This is a genomic window from Pseudoalteromonas sp. 2CM39R, from assembly GCF_023161845.1.
In genome coordinates, this window is the sequence record NZ_JALNTM010000025.1 from 48,994 (window position 1) to 66,668 (window position 17,675).

Genomic DNA, 17,675 nt, shown 5'->3' on the forward strand with positions numbered 1-17,675 from the left:
ATGCAATTATCATCAATTCAACAACGTGTTATTGGCTGTTTACTCGAAAAGCAAAGTACAACACCCGAACATTACCCGTTATCTTTAAATTCACTGACTAATGCATGTAATCAAAAGTCGAACCGTGAACCTGTATTGTCTTTAACTGAAGCGCAAGTACAAGATACCCTCGATGAGCTTATTGCATCACGCTTAGTAACGGTTGATGAAGGGCTATCTGGGCGTGTAAATAAATATGCTCACCGCTTTTGTAATACCGAATTTGGCAGTTTGCAGTTTACTGAGCAGCAACGCGCCATTATCTGTTTGTTACTGTTACGTGGCCCGCAAACACCAGGCGAACTGAGAACTCGCAGTAACCGTCTCGCTGAGTTCAGTAACGTCAATGAAGTCGAAGCCGCATTAAACGCACTCATTGAACAAGAATATGTTGCACGCTTATCACGAGAGCCCGGCAAGCGAGAGAGCCGCTACATGCACTTGTTTGTTGACCCAGACAGCATTACTGAAGAAATGGCTGCTAAAGAGCCTGTTCAAGATAACAGTAGTGAAATGCAACAATTACGAAGCGAAATCGAAGATCTTAAGCAACAAATTAACGCAATAAAAGCGCATTTAGGTCTTTAATAAAAACCGCGCCCGTAACATAATATAATTATACCCCTTTACAAAGGGGTTCCCTCAAAACGCTGACAACCACAACGAAAAATAGGAGCTCTACCATGCGTGCCGACATTCTGGCGGAAATGAAAGTCCAACCAACTATTGATGTAAAAGCGGAAATCACCCGTCGTGTTAACTTTCTTAAAAGCCGACTTATTGCTGCGCACTCTCGCTCACTTGTATTAGGGATCAGTGGCGGTGTTGACTCATCAACCTGTGGCCGTTTATGCCAATTAGCGGTTGATGAATTAAACCAAGAACATAACACCAACGAATATCAATTTATTGCTGTGCGCTTACCTTACGGCGTACAAGCAGATGAAGATGAAGCACAACTAGCCGTAGATTTTATTAAACCAAGTAAGCGTATGACGGTTAACATTAAAGCGGCTGTCGATGGCATGCATGAACAAGCAATGGCAGCTGTAGTTGGTGGTGGTGCTGAATTACCAGAGCAAGCTAAAATCGACTTTATCAAAGGTAATGTAAAAGCACGCCAACGCATGGTTGCGCAGTATGAAATTGCCGGTTTCAGCCAAGGCTTAGTTGTTGGTACCGATCACAGTGCTGAAAACATCACTGGCTTCTACACAAAATTTGGTGACGGAGCATGTGACCTGGCACCTTTATTTGGCTTATCAAAGCGTCAAGTTCGTGCGCTTGCTGAGCACTTGGGAGCGCCTGCTGTACTTGTACATAAAGCCCCAACGGCCGACTTAGAGTGTGATCGCCCAGGTCTGACTGACGAAGAAGCGCTTGGCCTCACTTATGATCAAATTGATGATTTCTTAGAAGGTAAAGAAGTCAGCAATGAAGTCGAAGAAAAGCTAACAGCAATTTACTTACGTACTCAACATAAGCGCCAAGCGATCCCAACGGTATACGACGAGCTTTAAAAACGGTTAAAACACTCAAAGGGCAATAATAATTGCCCTTTTTCTCCCCTCTTACAGTCCCTTAGCAATATTCAAAACCTTCAATCACTCATTATCGGCCGCGCTAAATGATCTAGAGCGCTATGCTTGACGTAAAAGTTAGCAACATGATTGCAGTAAAGATGAAATAGTTCTGTAATTTGGTTTATAGTTGTTACAGTTAAATACATTACATTTCAAATCAAAAATCTAAGGTTTTATATTAGTTTATGTCATCGCCCATTTTAATTACTGGCGCAGGCCAACGTATTGGACTCGCTCTGGCCGAGCACTTTTTAGCGCAAGGGCAAGAAATCATAGTCACTTACCGCACCCGCCATGAAGCAATTGATGTGCTTGCAGGTAAAGGCGCTATTTGCATCCATGCTGATTTTAATAGTGACCAAGCTATCGGGCATTTTATCGAAGAATTAAAAACCCATACCAACCAGCTCAAAGCAATTATCCATAATGCGTCTAGCTGGGATTGCGAAGCAAATAACCACGATTACGCAGACCTGTTTGATAACATGATGCGTATCCACGCCAAAGCGCCCTACTTAATTAATTTAGCAGCTTCTGATTTGCTACTGCATTATCAGCAAAACAGTGGTAAAGCCGCAGATATTATTCACTTAACCGATTACGTAGTTGAAAAAGGCAGCCCTAAGCACCTTGCTTATGCAGCAAGTAAAGCGGCGCTTGATAATTTAACCAAGTCGTTTTCCGCTAAATTTGCGCCAGACATTAAAGTGAATGCTATCGCCCCTTCGTTAATTATTTTTAACGAACACGATAGCGACGAATACAAAGCCAAAACATTAAAAAAATCGCTAATGGGCATTGAGCCCGGCTGCGCCGAGATTATTAACAGCGTAGAACTATTACTAAGCAGTCACTACATCACGGGTCGTTCTATGCCTGTTGATGGTGGCAGACATTTAAAATAACGAATTACTGAGAAAGCTATGCACGATGATTTAAAAAACAGTTACCAACAAATAATTACCGCAGTAGGTGAAGATCCTGCTCGTGAAGGATTACTCGACACACCAAAACGCGCAGCAAAAGCGATGGAGTATCTGACTAAGGGTTATCGTCAAACGTTAGACGAGATCACCAACAATGCGGTATTCACTTCAGATGCCGATGACATGGTATTGATCCAAGACATTGAACTTTACTCTATGTGTGAGCACCACTTGCTGCCATTTGTTGGCCGCTGCCATATTGCTTATATTCCTGATGGCAAAGTACTTGGTTTATCAAAGTTTGCGCGAATTGTTGACATGTTCGCACGTCGTTTCCAAATTCAAGAGCAATTAACCCATCAAATTGCTAAAGCGGTTGAAGAAGTAACTGGCGCGAAAGGTGTTGGTGTAATCGTTGAAGCAAAGCACATGTGTATGATGATGCGCGGTGTTGAAAAGCAAAACTCAAGCATGCGTACATCGGTTATGTTAGGTAACTTCAGAGCCGATCCAAAAACCCGTAACGAGTTTTTACAACTAGTTAGAGGGTAATGATGGCCAATGCAATTATTAATGTCACTAACCTTAGGCTACGAACCTTTATAGGTTTTAACCCTGAGGAACGTGAGAAAAAACAAGATGTAGTGATTAATTTAGAAATTCATTACCCTGCTGATCAAGCTTGTGAAACTGACGCAGTCGATAAAGCGCTAAACTACAAGACCATTACTAAAGAAGTGATCAGCCTTGTCGAAGAAGGCCACTTTTTGCTGTTAGAAAAACTGGTTGCTGAGATTTTAGCAATTTGCCACCAGCATCAAAGTGTTCACTATGCCAAAGTACGCGTCGATAAACCTCATGCGCTGCGCTTTGCTGATTCAGTATCACTGACCCTTGATTGGCAAAAAAGCTAGAATAACTTTTCTAGTCCTACCGCAAAGGCAAGCACAGCTAAATAACGTGCGCCTTTGCCTAGGGTCACGAGTAACAAAAAGATTGAAAACTTAACCCTAAAAATTCCGCCAACAACCGTTAAAGGGTCGCCGACAATAGGCAGCCAAGCAAACAACAAACTGTAAATACCGTACTTATTGAATTGCTTTTCGGCTTTGTCTATCGAGTTTTGTGAAACGGGAAACCATTTACGGTCTTTAAATCGCATAACCTGCGTGCCCAGCCAATAGTTCACACAGCTCCCAAGCACATTGCCTACAGTTGCACTTAGCCATAATAACCAAAGTAAATAATCACCACTGGCTATCATAGCTGTCATTACTAATTCTGAAGAGCTAGGTAATAAGGTTGCGGAAATAAACGCGCTGAGAAATAACGATAAGTAGGCCATAAACATCACATAAAAAAGCTCAGCAAATGGCTGAGCCTTTAGTATATGGTAATTAGTTTACTTTATAAATTCTATCGCCATAGGGTATTTAACTTCTTTACCATCGTTGGCTTTAATCGCCGATACTACCACCATAATCAATGAGAATAGCGCAACCAATGGCAGCAGAATGACACCAACGACAACAAACATCAGCATAAAGCAGACAATGTAAGCAATCATCATGGTTAATTGAAAGTTCAATGATTTGCGACCATGCTCAGCAACAAGTGGCATTTCTTCTTTTTTTACAAGCCAAACAATCAAAGGCCCAATCACCGAACCAAACGGGAAAAGCAAGCCTGCTAAGGCACTTAAGTGACAAAACATTGCCCACGTGCGCTGCTCTTTATCTGCCACAATTATTTCAACTTTTTGATTATCATCCATTTTAAATTCCTTGTTATGGGTCTGTTTGTATCTCTACTATAAACCGTAATGACCTTTTACCCTAGTTAAATTGGTTAAATTTAAAACTCTCAACCAGCAAAAAAGGCTGCAATCAACGTCGTGATAAAAATGTGATAACTTCGTGAGGGTTTCTGGATATTGCTATTCGATACTGGTTTTGAATCATCAAAAACAGGAATCTCACATGAAAGCTTTACCTTTAACTTTATTCGCTGCTTGCGCAGTAACTAGCCTTGCAAGCCAAGCTGCTGAGCTTGATATAAAACTAACTAACCTCACGCAAGGTTTACACTTTACCCCTATTCTCATTACGGCTCATAACAGTGATAGCAAACTTTTCAGCGTTGCTATGCCTGCTTCTACAGCCCTACAGACTATGGCTGAAGGTGGCAATCTCGAGCCATTAATGACTGAAGCTACAGCCGCAAACAGCGACATGGTTGCCAACCCAGCTGAAGGTTTATTAGCCCCAGCAAGCTCAACGATGGCGAGCTTATCCACCAAGGATGGCAATAACTACTTATCTCTAACAGCCATGCTACTGCCTACCAATGATGGCTTTGTAGGTTTAGATAGTTGGATGATCCCAACCGAAGCTGGTACCTACACTGTTTATCTCAATGCGTATGATGCAGGAACCGAAGCCAATGATGAGCTTGTTGTTGAGGGTTCAGGTATGCCGGGCACGCCAGGTATTCCTGCCGCACCGGGTGGTAATGCGGGTATGAATGGTAGCGGCGTCACCAGTAACGAAACCAATATGATGGTGCATATTCATCCGGGTAATTTAGGTGACGACGATTTAGAAGCAGGTATGAGTGACCTCGATAACACCGTACACAGATGGTTAAACCCAGTTGCGATGCTAACAGTTACGGTTAAATAGGAGGTTATTATGCGCTTTTCAAAAAGCTTAATTATCCTCGCATTGAGTGCCAGCCTTGCGGCTTGTGGGGATTCAGATAAATCATCAGACAACATGGATGAAGCGCTTGAAGAAATGACAATGGAAATGGGTGAGATGGCAACAAATCATCAATTTATGGTGGAGGTAGTCAATCTCACCGCTGCTCAACCTTTCTCCCCTGTTGCTGTGATTGCTCACACCGATGGCATGCCTTGGAAAATTGGCGAGCCAGCATCTGAAGCACTTGAAATTATGGCTGAAGGCGGTGATAACAGCGAGCTACTCGCAGCAGAAATGACAATGCAAGCAGCTTCAGCAGAAAGCCCATTACCACCAGGTGAGCAAGTCACGTTGACCCTGACAACGGGAGAGCTTGATTCATTAAAAATTAGCTTAGCGACTATGTTGGTGAATACAAATGACGCGTTTACCGGTCTTAATGCTATAGACGTGTCTTCGTTAGCGGTTAATGAGTCACTGTCTCGTACTAGTTTTGCCTATGATGCAGGTACAGAGGCTAACTCTGAAGCACAAGGCACGATCCCTGGTCCTGCCGACTCAGGCGAAGGTTACAACGAAATGCGCGACGATATTAACCGTGTTGCAATGCACCCAGGTGTGGTTAGTCAAGATGATGGCCTGACAAATTCTGTGCTCACCAGCCAGCATAAGTTTGATAACCCGGTTGCTCGGATCACGATAACGCGGACGCAATAATAATCGCACTCCTTACACCGAGGTCATAAGGATGTGCCTCAGTGATTTGGAGTGAACCATGCGCCAAGAAAAATTATTAATCGTCGAAGATGATAGAGCAATCCGCCAGCTCATCAGCACACAATTGCACTGCCTAAACTTACATATTGATGAAGCCTCAAACGCTGAAGCTGCAATAAAGAAGCTTGCCAGCTCAAGTTACGGCCTAGTAATACTTGATATTAATCTGCCACAAATGGATGGCTTGAGCTTATGCCGCAAAATTAAAGAGCACTACCCAAGTATTGCCGTTATTTTACTGACCGCACTCAGTAGCGATATGGACAGAGTGATTGGTCTGGAAATGGGCGCTGATGACTATATTTGCAAACCTTTCTTCGCCAGAGAATTACAAGCACGAATAAAAACACAATTACGGCATAGGTCACAGCTTATGGCAGCTCAATCACATCATGATGATAGCGCTCAAGCGGCAATCCAGTTGGGTGAACTACACATTGAATTTGCCAGCCACCAAGCATTTTTAGCTGACCAAGCAATTAACTTAACCGCCACCGAATTCGATTTACTAGTCTATTTTGCTAAACACCCAAACCATGTTTTTAGCCGCCAACAGTTACTAGACCAAGTATGGGGCTATCAACACAGCGGCTACGAGCATACGGTTAATTCCCATATAAACCGTTTACGCAGTAAGTTTGAGCAACATCACCCAGCCAACTTTATCGAAACAGTTTGGGGAGTAGGCTATAAACTAAACCCCGGTCAATTGAGTGCAAGCTAATGAAACCAATGACGCTTTATCAAAAACTCGCTTGGTCTTTGGTGCTTATTTTTAGCCTATTGTGCGCACTTGTTTTAAATTGGAGTAAGCAATTAGAACAAAGCTCTGTTCATCATGCTCAGCAAAACTTGCACCTCCAACTAGCCGAGCATTTAGTGCATGACAATCCACTGATCAAACAAGGTGTGTATGACTATGAAGCACTAGAAAACTTATTTCACACACTGATGATACTTGGTCCTGCATTTGAGTTTTATTTTGTAGACCCAGAAGGTCATTTACTGACTTATTCAGCTAAACCAGGGCAAGTCGTTAGGCAGCAAATAAACTTAAGCCCGATACAGCAGCTACTCGACAACCCCACTGCCACACCAATTTATGGTGATGATCCGCGTAGCAACGATGGCGTCAAAATATTTTCGACCGCGCCAGTTTATAATCAGCAACAGCTGCAAGGCTATTTATACGTGATTATTGGCGGGCAAGCTTACGATACAACCCTTAAAAACATTAAAGCCAATGATAATCTTTGGCTTGCCGCTATGTGGTTTTTAGCCGCCTTAATTGCACTCTTTATTGCGATGCTGATGTTGTTTCGGTTTTTCACTTTACCGCTCAAAAAACTCAATAAAGAGCTTAATAAAATAGAAGCAGCGAACTACAGCCTAACCAAAATGCCATCGGATTCTAGCTACAGTGCTGATGATGAAATTGGCAATTTAAGCAAAGGCGTCAATGCCATGCTGGCACGTATTGATGAGCAGTTTCAGTCATTACAGCAAGCCGATAAGCAACGCAGAGAGTTACTCACTCACTTATCACACGATTTACGTACGCCGCTATCTTCACTGCACGGCTTTCTTGAGGTGATCAATAAACCGGATAGCCATTTAAACGAGCCTGAGCAACGTCATTATCTCGACCTTGCAATGGATAACTGCCAGCAACTAAAACAGCTGATTGAACAAATATTTGAACTGGCTAATTTAGAGTGCGGCCAAGTAAAAATACAATCCGAAACCTTTAATTTGGGCGAGTTGATTTATGATTGTGTGGCAAAGCTTGCTCTAACTGCTCAATCAGCAGGAATTTCGCTCAAGGTTATTCCTGAAATCTGCGATTTTACCGTGACGGCAGACATCGCAAAATTAGAGCGGGTACTTACAAACTTAATCGAAAATGCCATTCGGCATACCCCAAATGGCGGTGTAATTGCCGTTAAGGTTAGCCAGCAAAGTGATCAGTTATACGTGGCAGTGTCTGATACCGGGGTTGGTATTCATGAGGATGAACTCAATGCGATTTTCGAACCTCATTACCAGGCTCGTAATAGTATAAAACGTGGCTCAACAGGCTTGGGACTTGCTATTTGCAAGCAACTGCTCACCCTAATGGATAGTGAAATAAACGTAAAAAGTACCTTAGGAAAAGGCAGTGAATTTCGTTTTAATTTAGCTATGCAGGCACCCGCTTAATCACGGATGCCTGCGTTGTTATTATTTTTCGATACCCGCCAAGTCGAGCATAAAGGCGTAATATAAAGCGGTATCTTGCAAGCTTTTAAAGCGCCCAGATGCACCGCCGTGCCCTGCTTCCATGTCGGTTTTGAACAGCAACAGGTTATTATCGGTTTTATATTCACGTAGCTTAGCAACCCATTTTGCAGGCTCAAAATACTGAACTTGAGAGTCGTGTAAGCCGGTGGTGACTAGCATATTTGGGTAAGCCTGCTTCTTAACTTGGTCGTACGGCGAATATGACAGCATGTAATCATAATAGACTTTATCGTTCGGGTTACCCCACTCGTCATACTCATTCGTTGTCAGTGGCAAGCTGGCATCTAGCATGGTCGTAACTACATCAACAAAAGGCACAGCAGCAATCACCCCTTTATAAAGTTCAGGCGCTTGATTCACAACAGCCCCCATTAGCAAGCCTCCTGCACTGCCACCCATGGCAAAAATATTATCTTTATTACCATACTTTTGAGCTGCTAATGATTTAGTCACATCAACAAAGTCATTAAAGCTGTTTTGTTTATGGAGCAATTTGCCATCTTCGTACCAAGGACGACCCAGCATTTGTGAGCCACGGATATGTGCAATCGCAAATACAAAACCGCGATCAAGTAAGCTTAAGCGTGAACTAGAAAAGCTCGGATCCATGGTCGCACCATACGAACCATAACCATATTGCATAAGCGGATTCGAGCCGTCTTTTTTGAACTTGTCTTTACGATAAACAAGGCTAACAGGAACATCGACACCATCCCTAGCCGTCACATAAACTCGCTCAGAGGCATAGTTGTCAGGGTTAAAATCACCTAATACTTTACGTTGCTTAAGCAGTGTTTTTTCGCCACTTTCTAGGTTGATATCGTAGCTGCTCCCTGGCGTCGTCATACTTGAATAGTAAACACGTAAGTTAGGGTTATCTAACTCACGATTGCCATAACTGAAGACCATGTAAGTTGGGTCATTAAATGCAACGACTTGCTCTTGTTGGTTACGAAGGTCACGAATAGTGATTCGGGTTTGCCCCATTTCTCGCTCTTCGTAAACCAAGTGATTATTAAATAACTCAATGCCTTCAAGTTTCACGTTATCACGACCAGCAATTAGCGTTTGCCAGTTAGCTTTATCATGAGCCTTATCTCGGTGCACTTTCATCAGTTGAAAGTTAACTGCATTTAAATTAGTAACGATGTAATACCAATCACCTAACTTACTGATGTCATATTCAAGCCCTGCTTCGCGTTCAATAAAACGTTTTGGCATTGCTTTGACATCATTGGCATCAATAACTGAGACGCCAGACGCACTGGTGCTGCCATGACTAATATAGATTTCTTGTTGGTCTTTACTCTTATAAATACCGGTGTAGTAACTGGTATTTTTCTCTTCATAAACGAGTTCGTCGTCGGCTTGCGGGGTGCCTAACGTATGGCGATATACTTGATAGCCTAACAGCGTTTGTAGGTCTTTTTTGATGTAGTAAAAGGTTTTGTTGTCATTAGCCCACACGACATCACCTTCTGTACCTTCAAGGCTTTCTGTGAGCATTTTACCTGTGGTTAAATCTTTTACTTTAATTGTGTAAATGCGGCGACTCACAGTGTCTTCACCATAAGCCAGCAAATTGCCATTTGGGCTGACAGCTAAACCTGTTACGGCAAAATAGTCATGATTTTTAGCAAGCTCATTCACATTTAAGATAACCTGCTTACCTTCTCCTTGGCTATCTTTGCTGCGCACATAAACCGGATATTCGTCATCACCGCGCGTTTGTGAGAAATAGTAATATTCCCCTTTTTTTGTCGGTACCGTATCGTCATCCTTCTCAATACGTCCTTTAAGCTCTTCGAACAGGGTGTTTTGTAGCGTTTGAGTATGCGCTAACTTACTTTCAACATACGCATTTTCAGCATGCAAATGGGCAATAACAGCGGCATCTTTGCGCTTATCATCACGCATCCAATAGTAGTTATCGACACGAGTGTCTCCATGAATGGTCATTTCATGAGGTATTTTTTTGGCGACGGGTGCTGCAATCTGAACTTGCTCTGTAATAACAGCTTTTTCTTTATTATCTGGGGCTTTATTACACGCTGATAGAACAGCTAAAGAGAGTGCCGCTAGGCAAAGTGAATGGCCAACTTTCATGGGGTTCCTGTTTTCGTTTTATTATTCTGTCTCCAATATAAGTAAAAAAACAGCAATATATAAGTAGCCTTTGTGAAGCAATGTAAAAAGGGAGCCGAAGCTCCCTTTTATCACTTACTTATCAAGTAATTACTTTTGCTTACGACGACGCATAAATGCGAACGGTGCAGCAAGTAATGTTAACCATGCTAGTGAACCTGAAGAAGATTTTTTCTTCTCTGGTTCTTCCGCTTCAACTGGTTGCTCAGACGCTTCATCAGCTAGGTTGTTAACTGTAACAGTTACCATAGCAGACTCTGAAACATTACCTGATCTGTCAGTTGCAACAACTTCTAGTTCAATTGATGTTAAACCAGCGTCATAATCAAGTACGTCTTGATTCATAACTACAACATCACCTGAAGATGTTACTGAAATAGCTGTTGAACTTGAGCTAATTACAATGAACTCTGTAACAGGGCTTGCTAAATCAGCACCATAAGTTGCTTCTAGCGTACCAATTACCGTACCGTTTTCAGTGTTTTCATCAACAGAGAATTCAGTATCAGCAACAACTGGTGGAGTATTCGAGTCTGATTCAGGTGTTGCAGCATACGCTTTAGAACCCGAGTCTGAAAGAATCATGAAGTCTTCACCTGCATTGTATAAAGTAGCTGAAGCACCTGGTTCAATTGAGCTAACAGCTTCACCAGCTTCATCTACAAACATTGCATATACATCACTTGATGCATCTGTGAATGTGTAAGTACCCATTGCAACATCACCTTCTTCAGTTGCAATTGGTGTCCATGTTTCTTCTTCTGTACGGAAACGAACATCTACAGTTGCTCGACCAATGTCATCGGCTGTTAGGCCAAATGCTTCAATACAGCTTTGCATTGTGAGGTGGTTGTTACCGATAATTTGATAATAATTATCTAATAAACCAGAAGCACTACCATAGCCGTGAGTAAAGGTAATTGCTGTGCCCGGCTCAACATCGTAGAACCACTCTAACTTACCATTTTGTACTGTAACATCGTAAACACCATCTTGGTCCATATCGAAGTCAGCCATGAAACCACCCACGTAAGAGTGAGTAATTCCCTCGTTTAGCACTAATGTAGTAAGTGTTACATAACCGCTTTCACAAATTTCAGCTGATACAGCAAATGTTTCGATTGATGCGCCTACTAAGTCAAAACGTTGGTCTTCATCAATATCATCAGTCATTACTGTAGGAGCAAATACAGGATCAAGTGCTACCGCACCTGTGTTTGTTACTTCATGTGCAACGCCGTTATCAGTCACAACTGGCATGAAGCTCATTGCCGCATTTGCTTTTGGTAATACGTGATAAACAAGGTGGAATGCTTCATCGCTGCCATCAGAGAAGATTAGCGCACCATCAAGCTCTAGGTTAGTTAAGTCAGCCGTAGCATCTTGAGAACCAATATTTTCCTCAGTTAAAGTCCACTCAGGTAAAGTTGCAGGATCAATCGTCGCTGTCACGTCAAATGACATTGTTTGACCTGCTGGCACTGTAATTGACTCTGGGTAGTCAAGTGAGAATGAACCACGCTCAACATCATCTGCATAACGCTGCTCAAGAGAAAGTGTATACACTTGGTCTTCGTTAGAGAAGTTCTTAACTTGAACTGTTTTAGTAAGCTCAACTGTTTCTGATGCGTTTACTAAACCAAACGAAAGAGCAGCTTGTTTAGTATCTGCAGCCCATGCAGCAACTGGTAAGTTAGCCGCTTTGTTTACATCAACAAGACCCGCACCGATATAACTAATTGGTGCAAGCTCAGCGTCTGGGTTAATCGCTAACGGCTCCATAGTTACATTTAGGTTTGCCGTGTTCATTAACGTCGCTTTAATTTCAAACGCGTTACGCTCTGGCAGCGCTTCTTTTAATAAGCTCACCGCACCAGCAGTAATTGGGCCCGAGAATGAAGTACCTGTTGCGCCAGTAAGACCATCACCAAGACCAGGATGAGCAGTCATGATGTTTACACCTGGTGCTGTAATCTCTGGTTTTAACAGCCCGCCCATTGAAGGACCACGCGATGTGAAATCAGCAATCGCGCCAGACATAACAAGACGCTCAACTGTTAGGTTAAACGTACCGCCCGCTTTTAGAGCTGTACCAGCTGCAAACGTTACGCCTACAGAAGGGATAGTAACAGTTGGATCTGAACCACCCATAGGTGCTGGCGTGCCATCGTCAGTATTGTTTGCAATAATAACAAACTCTGCGCCTTTAGCTTGTGCTGCTAATACTTTAACTGTAAATGCACATGCACCACGGTCGATGATAACGCCTTTACCTGTAAAATCAACGTCGTCAGCAAACGCTTCACAAGCCGTTTGATTTGCATCTGGGTACACAAGTTCCAAGTTTTCATTAGTGTAGCTAAATGCCATCTGTGGACCAAAGCTGGCTGGCTGCACAACAGCTTCTTCACCATTAACTGTACCACTACCAACTGATTCTTCACCGGTAGGGTGAGTCATCGCACCCACTGAAAGAGCGTTTTCAGTTGTACTTGGGCCACCTACGATGAATGGATAAGCACCATCATTACCAGCAGAGATAACAACGTTTGTACCAAGTTTAACTGCTTGGTTGATGAATAGGCCAACTGCATCGTTTGCAATATCACCGTAATCGCCACCAAGTGACATATTTACAACATCAACACGGTCGCTCATATCACCGTCACCATTCGGATCCATTGCACTTTCAAGAGCTAAAAGTTGTGCAAGGCCTGGACAGCCACTATTACATACAGAGTAAACAAATAAATCTACGTTTGGTGCAATACCGTTAACAGAGTGAGAAACGTGTGTACCGTGGTTTGTATCTACATCAATAGGATCGGCATCATCGTTAATGTAATCATAACCGCCTAATACCTTACCTTGTGGCCAATCTACTGACGCAGGGTCTGCAATTGCTGCAGCATATGCTTCATCAGTACCCGCACCACCAAAAGCGGTATGAGTGTAGTCAATACCTGTATCAAGCACAGCAACGCGAACACCTTCACCTGTTGCTAAACCATTAGATACTAAAGGAGTTGCTTCAATATAGTCAGCGCTGTCAGCAACATGCAATTCATAATCGTATACTGGGTAAATGCCCTCAACTTGAGAGTTCGATAGTAACTTAGCAACATCTTGCTTATTACCATTGACTACGATTGAGCTTACTAGTGTTGATGTTTTAGCGACAACTTGTACAGGCAAGTCCATACTGTTGATTGCTTGCTCTACGCTTGCTTGCGCTACTTTTGCTTGCGCTTGAATTGACGCTACATCCGCGCCCATTGTTTTAGCATTAATTGATGCTGGAGCATTTAACTTAATTAACCAGCTTGTAGCTTCGCGATGAGCTTTTTGTTCTTTTTTAGTTACCGCGCTCGATTGGATTAATTTTTTGCCGGCAAGATTATATTTAGAAAAGTCATTGGCTTGTGCACTAGCGCACATTGCACTGGTTACAGCCAAAGCAACTGCAGTTCTTTTTATTAGATTTTTAGACATGGGTTCCCCTGGGATATGTTATGTTATCGTCTAAATAGTGATTGAAACAAAGTTTCAGAACCAATATAAAACGGAAACCCTAGCAAGAACAACATTTCTGTTACATAAGAATTACATTCAGCTAAAACAAAGAACACTGAGTTTAAGTAACGTATTGTTTTAAAATGATTTAAAGATGCAAGCTAGAGTTGTAAACATTTGTAAATGAACAGTGTATTGAGTTTTAGTAAATAGAGTATTGAAAATGAATTCAGAAGTAATCAACATTCTTACCATGGCAAAGGTGATTCAAACGGCTGTTGCACCCGTCTTTTTAATTACCGGTATTGCAGCAACGTTAGGCGTGCTTTCAAACCGCTTAGCGCGTATTACCGATCGAGCGAGACAGTTAGAACGTAAGCTTAAAGTCAGTACCGATGAAGACTTCAATAAGTCATTAACAACGGAGCTAAGAGCACTGTTGAAACGCTCACGCTGCATTCATATCGCATTTAGTTTAAGTGTACTCAGTGCCTTATTAGTATGTGCTGTGGTTATGTGTCTATTTTTATCGCATATCCAATCGATCAACTTAAGCGTGACAATTGCTAGCTGCTTTGTGGCCGCTATGGCGCTTTTGATATGTGGGTTTTTATCTTTACTATGCGAGGTTTTCTTAGCAACGAGAAGTATGCGCCGTGGTATGATCTTCGCTGATATAGATATAAATGATTAAACTTAAGTTAAGATTAACCGCAATACACTTGAATATTATATTGAGCTAAGATACAACTCAGTTAGTTTACTTTTATGACATCTTAAGGGGCAAAAGGAATGAAATTAAAACAATTAGTAGTAGGCGCAATGCTATCTACAATGGCACTAGGCGCATCAGCAAATTCTGTATTTGAAGAGCCAAGCGATGCAATCGAGTACCGTCAGGCAGCATTTTCAATGATCCGCGTACAAATTGGTGACATGGGCGATATGCTAAAAGGAAAAGTACCTTTTGATGCAGAACGTTTTCAAAAGCGTGCCGACAATGCAGCGGCATTATCAAAAATGCCTTGGGAAGCTTTCGTAGCGGGCTCTGATAAAGGCGATACATCTGCACTTGCAGCTGTATGGAGCGACAACGAAACCTTTATGAAAAAAGCAGTTGCTTTCCAACAATATGCTGATGAGCTAGCAGTTGCAGCACAAAGTGGCGATAAGAAAGTAATCGGCAAAGCATTTGGCGCTTGGGCTAAAGGCTGTAAAGATTGCCATAAGTCTTTCAAAGACTAGTTAAAATTTTGAACTAAAAAGGCGCTTATTAGCGCCTTTTTTAATGTCTTGAATAACCTAGCCAAGCAAATAGCTGAGCGGCTCTTCACCCCAAGTCGTAAATAGCACCACTAAACACACTGCAAAAATAACAAAAGCGATCAACGGTGATTTAGTAACAGGCCCAGTAACCGAAACTTGCTCACTATTGCCCGTTAGCATAGGCTTCACTAAATTTTTTCCTTTAATGCGGTAAATCACAATCGCCAATACATGCAACACAATGGCATACAACAAAATGTCAAAGTTTAAGTGATGTAACCAACCGGCAAAATCTACGGTATCTGAGGATACATGCGCCACCAGCGGGCCATCCGTTAATATATCGTCACTAGTCATTAAACCAGAGGTTAGCTGCACAATGAGTAACGCAAAGAAGGCTATCACCATATAACTACCCGCCGCGCCGTGACCCGCCTTATGTTCATTGCTTGTAAATGACTTAATTGCAGCAACAGGTGAATGAATCAGCGCTGAGAGCTTCGCTGTTTTACTACCAATAAGGCCCCAAACAAGACGTGTAATAATAAGCGCTAGAGTGAAGTAGCCTGCAGCAAAATGCAGCTCCAACATACCTTCTTCAGCACTAAAATAGAGGGTTGCGATGGCCGCAACTAATAACCAATGGAAGCTTCTTATAAAGCCATCCCATACTTTAACTTTTGACATTGTAACTTTCCCTTTAAAAGACGCTAATGACTTGCAGATATGAAATTTTAGCAACTGGCTCGGCTATACATTATTGCAAACTTCAGTTATTTTGACACACCTCTATTTCAGCTGTTTTGATCTGAGCCATAACAACAAACATGAGCGATAAGATGCATACATCAACAACAAGAGCCTTGCTAAAAGGATTTTTCGACATGCTCCCCTTATGCCTTGCGGTGTTACCTTGGGGAATTTTATGTGGTTCGTTAGCAGTTCAAAATGGCTTCAGTGCCCTAGAAACACAAGCTATGTCGTTATTAGTATTTGCAGGCTCAGCACAGCTCGTTGCGATTGAATTAATGGCCGGTAACACGCCGCTTTTAACTATTTTATTTACCACACTCATTATTAGCTCACGGCATTTTTTGTATGGTTTAGCTATTCGCCACAAAGTCATAGATCAACCCTTTCGTTGGCGACTGCCAGTGAGTTTTGTACTAACCGATGAATTATTTGCTTTTTCGCATCATCGTAAAGCGTACCGAACGAAAGTGCGCCTTATTTATGCACTCAGTGCCGGTTTTAGTTTTTATATTGCTTGGAATATCTGGACCTTACTAGGTATTGTCGCAGGAAGCTTACTTCCCGATTTAACAAATCTTGGCCTTGATTTTGCCATCGCTGCCACGTTTATTGCTTTAGTTATTCCGGGTGTAAAGAACCTTGCGACACTGGCTACAGTGATCACCGCAGGCGTTGTTGCAACGCTATTGAAAAGTCAGGGCTTTCAACTTTGGCTTGTCACCGCGGCTCTTATCGCTATGACAGTGGGTTACCTAATAAGTCGCTGGCAAGCAAAAGAGGAGCATACACTATGATGACCACCATTTTATTAATGGCGTGTATCACCTTCTTCACACGTTACTTATTTTTGCACCGCGCATTACCATTCAAAGTCGGCCCGAAAATGCAGCAATTTTTAAGTTTTAGCGCCCCAGCCGTACTCACCGCAATTTGGGTGCCCATTGTGTTTATTAATGACGAAGGGATAAATCTAGATTGGCAAAACCCTTACCTAAGTGCTGCTGTTGTGTCTGTTATCGTGGCCTATAAAACACATAACATATACTACACAACACTGGCAGGAATGGGATTATTTATAATTTTAAGTTAGCAGCGATGCTTAACGCCAAGTAAGAAAAACCGCTGATTAAAATTTACCCTTTTAGAAAAACTCCAAGCAAGTTAGAATCAATACAACAATAATAAAAAGTTATCATTATGAGCGAATTTCACCAACTTTCTGCCACCAGCCTACAAGGCCAAACCGTTGACTTTTCTGATTTTGAAAACAAGGTCGTACTTGTTGTAAATACAGCAAGTAAATGCGGTTTCACTCCACAATATGAGGGCTTACAAGCACTGCATGAAAAGTATCATGAGCAAGGCTTAGTAATAATTGGTTTTCCTTGTAACCAATTTGGTAAACAAGAACCAGGTGATGCAAAAGAAATTAAAGAAGGCTGCCTAATTAACTACGGCGTTAGCTTTTTAATGATGAGCAAAGTCGATGTGAATGGCGAACATGCTCACCCTGTTTTTAGATACCTAAAATCAGAATTACCGGGGTTTATCACCCGCAAAATAAAATGGAATTTCACCAAATTTTTAATTGGTAAAGATGGCAAGGCCATTAAGCGATATGCGCCACTGACAAAACCTGAACAGCTCGAGTCAGACATCGCAGCTGCACTGGGCAAATAACAAAGCCTAAA

Annotated in this window: 19 protein-coding genes; 14 read left to right on the plus strand and 5 right to left on the minus strand. The window is 42.1% G+C overall.

The features are described 5' to 3' along the window. From MTF66_RS32985 to folX, 5 genes are all read left to right on the plus strand, one after another. Positions 1–627 (plus strand): YceH family protein, encoded by a 627-nt coding sequence (locus MTF66_RS32985; RefSeq protein ID WP_248529852.1) that lies wholly within the window; start codon positions 1–3, stop codon positions 625–627. Between the two features lie 95 nt (positions 628–722). Further along, entirely contained in the window at positions 723–1,559 is an 837-nt protein-coding gene (gene nadE, locus MTF66_RS32990; protein ID WP_248529854.1) for an ammonia-dependent NAD(+) synthetase, read from the plus strand. A 248-nt stretch (positions 1,560–1,807) separates the two neighbouring features. Next, positions 1,808–2,527, plus strand: a complete 720-nt coding sequence (gene folM / locus MTF66_RS32995; protein WP_248529856.1) for a dihydromonapterin reductase — start codon at positions 1,808–1,810, stop codon at positions 2,525–2,527. An 18-nt stretch (positions 2,528–2,545) separates the two neighbouring features. Continuing rightward, positions 2,546–3,100: a GTP cyclohydrolase I FolE gene (gene folE, locus MTF66_RS33000; protein ID WP_055199245.1), complete on the plus strand. Its 555-nt coding sequence runs from the start codon at positions 2,546–2,548 to the stop codon at positions 3,098–3,100. Between the two features lie 2 nt (positions 3,101–3,102). After that, on the plus strand, positions 3,103–3,462 hold the full coding sequence (gene folX / locus MTF66_RS33005; RefSeq protein WP_054554637.1) for a dihydroneopterin triphosphate 2'-epimerase: 360 nt from the start codon (positions 3,103–3,105) through the stop codon (positions 3,460–3,462). Here the strand turns inward: folX and MTF66_RS33010 are convergent. After that, positions 3,459–3,893 carry a YqaA family protein gene (locus tag MTF66_RS33010; protein ID WP_248529857.1) on the minus strand — a complete coding sequence of 145 codons (435 nt, stop codon included), beginning with the start codon at positions 3,891–3,893 and terminating at the stop codon, positions 3,459–3,461. The two genes, folX and MTF66_RS33010, sit on opposite strands and share 4 nt — an antisense overlap. 57 nt (positions 3,894–3,950) lie before the next feature. Next, positions 3,951–4,322 (minus strand): DUF4870 domain-containing protein, encoded by a 372-nt coding sequence (locus tag MTF66_RS33015; protein ID WP_054563699.1) that lies wholly within the window; start codon positions 4,320–4,322, stop codon positions 3,951–3,953. Positions 4,323–4,527: 205 nt separating this feature from the next. On the opposite strand from MTF66_RS33015, the gene MTF66_RS33020 reads away from it, so the two are divergent. From MTF66_RS33020 to MTF66_RS33035, 4 genes are read left to right on the plus strand one after another with little or no spacing between them, the layout of a single operon-like run. Then, positions 4,528–5,229 carry a spondin domain-containing protein gene (locus MTF66_RS33020; RefSeq protein ID WP_248529858.1) on the plus strand — a complete coding sequence of 234 codons (702 nt, stop codon included), beginning with the start codon at positions 4,528–4,530 and terminating at the stop codon, positions 5,227–5,229. Positions 5,230–5,238: 9 nt separating this feature from the next. Then, complete coding sequence (locus MTF66_RS33025) at positions 5,239–5,967, plus strand: spondin domain-containing protein (protein ID WP_248529860.1); 729 nt, start codon at positions 5,239–5,241, stop codon at positions 5,965–5,967. Positions 5,968–6,025: 58 nt separating this feature from the next. Further along, positions 6,026–6,751, plus strand: a complete 726-nt coding sequence (locus MTF66_RS33030; RefSeq protein ID WP_248529862.1) for a response regulator transcription factor — start codon at positions 6,026–6,028, stop codon at positions 6,749–6,751. Next, positions 6,751–8,226 (plus strand): HAMP domain-containing sensor histidine kinase, encoded by a 1,476-nt coding sequence (locus MTF66_RS33035; protein WP_248529864.1) that lies wholly within the window; start codon positions 6,751–6,753, stop codon positions 8,224–8,226. The genes MTF66_RS33030 and MTF66_RS33035 overlap by 1 nt, the downstream gene beginning before the upstream one ends. A gap of 21 nt (positions 8,227–8,247) precedes the next feature. Here the strand turns inward: MTF66_RS33035 and MTF66_RS33040 are convergent, their stop codons facing one another. Next, entirely contained in the window at positions 8,248–10,413 is a 2,166-nt protein-coding gene (locus tag MTF66_RS33040) for a S9 family peptidase (RefSeq protein WP_248529866.1), read from the minus strand. 129 nt (positions 10,414–10,542) lie between these two features. Continuing rightward, a complete protein-coding gene (locus MTF66_RS33045) occupies positions 10,543–13,944 on the minus strand; it encodes a S8 family serine peptidase (protein ID WP_248529867.1) in 3,402 nt (1,133 codons plus the stop codon). Between the two features lie 244 nt (positions 13,945–14,188). Here MTF66_RS33045 and MTF66_RS33050 point away from each other — a divergent pair, with 244 nt between their 5' ends. Beyond that, entirely contained in the window at positions 14,189–14,659 is a 471-nt protein-coding gene (locus MTF66_RS33050) for a DUF2721 domain-containing protein (protein WP_054554628.1), read from the plus strand. 98 nt (positions 14,660–14,757) lie between these two features. Further along, complete coding sequence (locus MTF66_RS33055) at positions 14,758–15,210, plus strand: cytochrome c (RefSeq protein WP_058585373.1); 453 nt, start codon at positions 14,758–14,760, stop codon at positions 15,208–15,210. A gap of 57 nt (positions 15,211–15,267) precedes the next feature. Here the strand turns inward: MTF66_RS33055 and MTF66_RS33060 are convergent, their stop codons facing one another. Continuing rightward, on the minus strand, positions 15,268–15,918 hold the full coding sequence (locus MTF66_RS33060) for a cytochrome b/b6 domain-containing protein (protein WP_248529869.1): 651 nt from the start codon (positions 15,916–15,918) through the stop codon (positions 15,268–15,270). A 152-nt stretch (positions 15,919–16,070) separates the two neighbouring features. Between MTF66_RS33060 and MTF66_RS33065 the strand changes: the two genes are divergently transcribed. From MTF66_RS33065 to MTF66_RS33075, 3 genes are all read left to right on the plus strand, one after another. After that, positions 16,071–16,778: an AzlC family ABC transporter permease gene (locus MTF66_RS33065; protein WP_282454229.1), complete on the plus strand. Its 708-nt coding sequence runs from the start codon at positions 16,071–16,073 to the stop codon at positions 16,776–16,778. Further along, the gene (locus tag MTF66_RS33070) at positions 16,775–17,074 is read left to right on the plus strand and encodes an AzlD domain-containing protein (protein WP_058585371.1); all 300 of its coding nucleotides are present in this window, start codon (positions 16,775–16,777) and stop codon (positions 17,072–17,074) included. Before MTF66_RS33065 ends, MTF66_RS33070 begins: the two co-directional genes overlap by 4 nt. A 107-nt stretch (positions 17,075–17,181) precedes the next feature. After that, positions 17,182–17,664, plus strand: coding sequence for a glutathione peroxidase (locus MTF66_RS33075; protein ID WP_054563709.1), 483 nt, complete (start codon positions 17,182–17,184; stop codon positions 17,662–17,664). Positions 17,665–17,675: the final 11 nt, after the last annotated feature.

Bases quoted from the DNA above. Each gene is read 5' to 3' on its own strand.
- folX (WP_054554637.1), top strand. From the start codon at position 3,103: ATGGCCAATGCAATTATTAATGTCACTAACCTTAGGCTACGAACCTTT.
- MTF66_RS33020 (WP_248529858.1), top strand. From the start codon at position 4,528: ATGAAAGCTTTACCTTTAACTTTATTCGCTGCTTGCGCAGTAACTAGC.
- nadE (WP_248529854.1), top strand. From the start codon at position 723: ATGCGTGCCGACATTCTGGCGGAAATGAAAGTCCAACCAACTATTGAT.
- folM (WP_248529856.1), top strand. From the start codon at position 1,808: ATGTCATCGCCCATTTTAATTACTGGCGCAGGCCAACGTATTGGACTC.
- MTF66_RS33050 (WP_054554628.1), top strand. From the start codon at position 14,189: ATGAATTCAGAAGTAATCAACATTCTTACCATGGCAAAGGTGATTCAA.
- MTF66_RS33025 (WP_248529860.1), top strand. From the start codon at position 5,239: ATGCGCTTTTCAAAAAGCTTAATTATCCTCGCATTGAGTGCCAGCCTT.
- MTF66_RS33060 (WP_248529869.1), bottom strand. From the start codon at position 15,918: ATGTCAAAAGTTAAAGTATGGGATGGCTTTATAAGAAGCTTCCATTGG.
- MTF66_RS32985 (WP_248529852.1), top strand. From the start codon at position 1: ATGCAATTATCATCAATTCAACAACGTGTTATTGGCTGTTTACTCGAA.
- MTF66_RS33075 (WP_054563709.1), top strand. From the start codon at position 17,182: ATGAGCGAATTTCACCAACTTTCTGCCACCAGCCTACAAGGCCAAACC.
- MTF66_RS33030 (WP_248529862.1), top strand. From the start codon at position 6,026: ATGCGCCAAGAAAAATTATTAATCGTCGAAGATGATAGAGCAATCCGC.
- MTF66_RS33010 (WP_248529857.1), bottom strand. From the start codon at position 3,893: ATGGCCTACTTATCGTTATTTCTCAGCGCGTTTATTTCCGCAACCTTA.
- MTF66_RS33055 (WP_058585373.1), top strand. From the start codon at position 14,758: ATGAAATTAAAACAATTAGTAGTAGGCGCAATGCTATCTACAATGGCA.
- MTF66_RS33015 (WP_054563699.1), bottom strand. From the start codon at position 4,322: ATGGATGATAATCAAAAAGTTGAAATAATTGTGGCAGATAAAGAGCAG.
- MTF66_RS33065 (WP_282454229.1), top strand. From the start codon at position 16,071: ATGCATACATCAACAACAAGAGCCTTGCTAAAAGGATTTTTCGACATG.
- MTF66_RS33035 (WP_248529864.1), top strand. From the start codon at position 6,751: ATGAAACCAATGACGCTTTATCAAAAACTCGCTTGGTCTTTGGTGCTT.
- MTF66_RS33040 (WP_248529866.1), bottom strand. From the start codon at position 10,413: ATGAAAGTTGGCCATTCACTTTGCCTAGCGGCACTCTCTTTAGCTGTT.
- folE (WP_055199245.1), top strand. From the start codon at position 2,546: ATGCACGATGATTTAAAAAACAGTTACCAACAAATAATTACCGCAGTA.
- MTF66_RS33045 (WP_248529867.1), bottom strand. From the start codon at position 13,944: ATGTCTAAAAATCTAATAAAAAGAACTGCAGTTGCTTTGGCTGTAACC.
- MTF66_RS33070 (WP_058585371.1), top strand. From the start codon at position 16,775: ATGATGACCACCATTTTATTAATGGCGTGTATCACCTTCTTCACACGT.